This is a genomic window from Streptomyces sp. NPDC030995 (genome assembly GCF_055571215.1).
The window spans coordinates 1-3860 of record NZ_JBVIFS010000079.1 but is presented as its reverse complement, the minus strand read 5'-3'; the positions used below and the strand labels follow the sequence as shown (position 1 = coordinate 3860).

The 3860-nt window shown below is 67.1% G+C and carries 4 protein-coding genes and 1 pseudogene; 2 read left to right on the top strand and 3 right to left on the bottom strand.

All coding sequences use genetic code 11. The features are described from left to right. The first annotated feature begins 165 nt into the window (after positions 1-165). Together ACZ45T_RS39185 and ACZ45T_RS39180 are read left to right on the top strand one after the other, a co-directional pair. On the top strand, positions 166-402 hold the full coding sequence (locus ACZ45T_RS39185) for a DUF3732 domain-containing protein (RefSeq protein ID WP_468449264.1): 237 nt from the start codon (positions 166-168) through the stop codon (positions 400-402). 125 nt (positions 403-527) lie between these two features. After that, positions 528-866: a transposase gene (locus tag ACZ45T_RS39180; protein ID WP_468449266.1), complete on the top strand. Its 339-nt coding sequence runs from the start codon at positions 528-530 to the stop codon at positions 864-866. A 170-nt stretch (positions 867-1036) separates the two neighbouring features. Here the strand turns inward: ACZ45T_RS39180 and ACZ45T_RS39175 are convergent. The 3 genes and pseudogenes from ACZ45T_RS39175 to ACZ45T_RS39165 form a co-directional block, all read right to left on the bottom strand. Further along, positions 1037-1788, bottom strand: a pseudogene (locus ACZ45T_RS39175) (transposase); the annotation flags it as partial. Between the two features lie 170 nt (positions 1789-1958). Continuing rightward, the gene (locus ACZ45T_RS39170; RefSeq protein WP_468449262.1) at positions 1959-3167 is read right to left on the bottom strand and encodes a glycosyltransferase; all 1209 of its coding nucleotides are present in this window, start codon (positions 3165-3167) and stop codon (positions 1959-1961) included. A gap of 341 nt (positions 3168-3508) precedes the next feature. Then, entirely contained in the window at positions 3509-3760 is a 252-nt protein-coding gene (locus tag ACZ45T_RS39165; protein ID WP_468449260.1) for a hypothetical protein, read from the bottom strand. Between the last annotated feature and the right edge of the window lie 100 nt (positions 3761-3860).

The following is a 3860-nucleotide window of genomic DNA, read 5'->3' as shown; positions in this document are numbered from 1 at the left end:
AGTTGCCTGCGCGTCACGGCCACAGTCCTACCGGGTTCCACCCCACGAAGAGGGTAGAACCCAGGAACTGATCACGACATCACACAGGCCCTAGCCGACCCAGCCCTACTACCCCTCCGACATGGCCAAAGCACGGGGACGGCTGGAGTACTGGACGAAGACCGCGTGACCGTCACCCGCCTCTTCCAGCCCATGCACCAGGTCGTTACCGGACTCTCCCCCGACTTCCAGATCACCGTCAGTGACCACGCCGACCTGCCACATGCCTGGTACCAGGAAGCCCTCCGCTACAACTGGCGCAACGGCGAGAAACTCATCCCCACCACCTGGCTCGACAACCAGCCCACCCCCGAGACCACACCACATACCGGCGATCAGAAGCCGTTGACCTATCGATCTTGAGTGCGATGTGATCGAAAGTGGCTGCCGGGGCGAGTGAACCTGGTCGTGACCGTGCATGAGGACAGGGCCCCTGGCGCAGTTCGGAGTTGCTGAGACGCCGATCGCACCTGGAGGCCCTGTTGTCTATGTTGTACGCGGTCGAGGGCGAGGATCTCAACTCGTCCGTCGTGTCGTGCGATTGCCTCGCTCACCGGTTCGGGAACGCGGCCGATCAGCCCGACCGGGCGCCGGCGTACGGCACGGATCTGACGGATGCCGAGTGGCAGGAGATCCGTCCGCTGCCGCCGGTGCCGGCATGGCTGGAGGGCCGGGGCGGACGTCCGGAGGGCTACTGCCACCGCCAGATGCTCGACGCCGTCTTCTACGTCCTGGACAACGGGATCAAGTGGCGAGCGATGCCGGTGGACTTCCCGGCCTGGGACCGGGTCACGCCTTCTTCCGCCGATGGCGGGAGACCGGGCTGATCGCCGAGTTCCACGACTGGCTGCGCGCGAAGGTCCGCGAGAGGGTGGGTCGGGAAACGGAGCCGACGGCTGCGGTCACCGACTCGCAGTCCGTGAAGGCCGACGCGGTCGTCGGCGCCGGCAGTCGGGGCTACGACGGCGGGAAGAAGACATCCGATGCGAAGAACACGTCAAGCGGCAAGGGCAAGGCGGGGCTCTTGAGCGTTCGGGAAGGCCACGGCCTCGTTGAACGGGACGCAGTGAGACAGGCAGTGGTGCAGGCAGCCGATCACCGGTTGAAGAGGTTTCTCTGCGCGGCCGTGTGGCGGTCTCCGGCCTCTCGTCGGCGGTCGTAGTGGGCCCGTGCTCCGTCCGAATGGGCCATCGCCGAGAAGGCCCACATGTAGCCGACACCGGCCAGTCTCTGGTTCTTGACCCTGCGGGCCGCGACGGACACGCTTTTGCCGGAGGCTCTGTTGACCGGGGCGGATCCCGCGTACGCCTTCAGACCTCTGGCGTCGGCGAACCGGGTCCGGTCGTCGCCGATCTCGGCCAGAACCCGAGCCCCGCTCAGCGGGCCCAGGCCGGGGAAGCTGGTGATGACCTCGGCATCGGCATGGGCTTCGAACGCCTGCACTGAGGCTTCGGCGAGATCATCGGCGCTCGCGCACGCCGCCTCCAGCTGCCGCAGCAGCGCAACTGCCTGTCGGCCCATGGCCTCCTCGACCAGGGGGAGATGGCGCATCTGCGGAGCTCGGAGCGCGTTGTGCAGACGCTCGACCTCCCCGTCGATGGTGTTCTTACGACCGGCCTTCTTCAGCACGGTCCGCAGCTGGGACCGGGTAAGTTTGGCCGCTTGGCGTGGGGTGGGCGCCACGGCCAGGAGAGCCCGGGCTATGGGGTGGTAGATGCCCTCACGTCGGTGGCCGGCGGCGGCCAGGTAGGGCTTTGGAGGAGATATGCCCGAAGGGCGCCCCCGCGGGGGCGCCCTTCGGGCATATCTCCTCCAAAGCCCAGCGGTCTGTTTACGAAGCGTCTTGCCGCCGTTGAATACGGACAGTGATGATAGGGGCGAGAGTGCTGCTGGCCGGAGAAGGCGGGCGCGAGCGGGGGCTACTGCCTCTCGATCATTCGGCGGGCTGCGGTCAGTGCACCGTTGGTGCGCACCCGCCCTGCCAGAGTGTGTGCGGTCTCGACCACCTGGGGGGCGAGGGCTCGGCCCAGCGCTGCGGTGAGGGAGTCGGCCGTCGGGTCGCTGACCGCGTGGGCGCTGCCGATTCCGAGCTGGTCGACGCGGCGGGCGAAGTAGAACTGATCGAGCATCTGCGGGACGATCACCTGGGGCGCCCCGGCTGCGGCGGCCGTCGTGGTTGTGCCCGCCCCACCATGGTGCACGACTGCGGCGACCCGCTGGAACAGCGCTTGCTGGTTCACGTCTCCGATTGCTAGGCAGTCGGGCGCGGCTTCGTCGAGAGACAGCTCGGCCCAGCCGCGGGCGAGGATCGCGCGGCGGCCGAGTGCGCGGGCGGCTGCGATCATCTTCCGGGCGATGCCTTCGGGGGCGCGTACGCTGCCGAATCCGAAGTAGATCGGTGGCTCGCCAGCGTCGAGGAACTTTTCCAGCTCGGGCGAGAGCGGCCGGTGATCCGTCAGCGTCCACGCCCCGGTCTGGAACACGTTCAGCTCCGATGGCTCGGGCCACGGTGCCAGGGTCGGATCGGCGGCCAGCCATGGGGTGTCGGTGAAGATATGACGGCTTACATCGCTCACGGGGGCGAGCCCGGCAGCCTCTCGCTGTGCGTTGAGTGCCGCGCTCCACATGACATTCCAGCGCTGTGCGTCCTGGGCCCACAGGGTCTGGTTGTCGACGGGGCTGTCCGTCGGCTTTTCTCCCAGCAATCCGAACACTGGCGGCGCGTGGTGCGGCGAGGGCAGCGTGATCGGTGCGAACGCGGCGTACACGTAGCCGATACCTCGCTGCTCGGCAACCGAGTGGGCGGCGATCGCCAGCGCACCGCCTCCCACGATCATCCCGCATCCCTCGGCGGCCGAACCCACCGCCGCGAACTGATCCGCAACCGTGCCCTCGATCATCTGTCGCAGCTGCTCGGGTGTGGGCACTGCCCCTGCCGGCCGCTTGGCTGTGGCGTGCAATTCCGGGCCGACCGGAACGTAGGTGATCCCCAGCGACTTGGCCCACTCCTGGAAATCAGGAGGTGCGCACACCACGGCCTCCTGCCCCAATTCCTTCAGCTGCACGGCCAGAGCGATCACCGGCTGGACCTCTCCGCGCGATCCGATAGTGGACAACAGCACCCGCATGTTCACTCCCATACTCTTGCCGCGCCTCGTGACGCGGAGGGCTATCTTCGCCCGATATGGGGGGCTTGCGGCAAGATCCCCCATGCGATATACCGTTAAACGGGAGATGGAAGTAAGGCGACTTGCCCGCCTCGGGTCCCGAACGGCGATGCCAATGCAGCGAGCGGTCCCATCCGCCCCCCGCGGCATGACAGGCTGCGCTCCGCCCTGCCGCCGCTGGCCGACCAATCAGCCCCAGACGTTCATCGCAACGGTGGTCTGCCAGCACGCAGCGGGCTCCTTCAGGAGTGCCCTCTCATACATGGATGTGTGAGTTCGGGGTCTCGTACTGGTGAGGTCTCCTACTCCACTGTCGCCAGTTCGTCATGGGTGTACAGCCGGACTCCGCCCGCTTCCTCGGTGGTGGTGTGGAGAGTCGGGTTGTAGGCAGGCGGGGGTATGTGGAGTTGGTCGGTGGTGTAGTCGCCGAAACGGAGCACGTTCTCGCGCCGGTAGGGGCTGAGAACCGCCAAATCGGCCGCATTCAGGGTCCAGCCCTCGCGGGCCATCCGCCGCAGCGTCCAGGTCATGTCGATGGTGGTGGAGAAGACCACGCGCTTGAGGTTGATCCCGGGGAGTGGACACCGGGTTTCATGCGACGAGTGACAGCGTACGTGTCGTGCTCAGTTGTTGTTCGAACTCGGCTGGTGTGCG

Coding starts and splice junctions, on each gene's coding strand:
- ACZ45T_RS39180 (WP_468449266.1), top strand. CDS start 528: ATGTTGTACGCGGTCGAGGGCGAGGATCTCAACTCGTCCGTCGTGTCG.
- ACZ45T_RS39170 (WP_468449262.1), bottom strand. CDS start 3,167: ATGCGGGTGCTGTTGTCCACTATCGGATCGCGCGGAGAGGTCCAGCCG.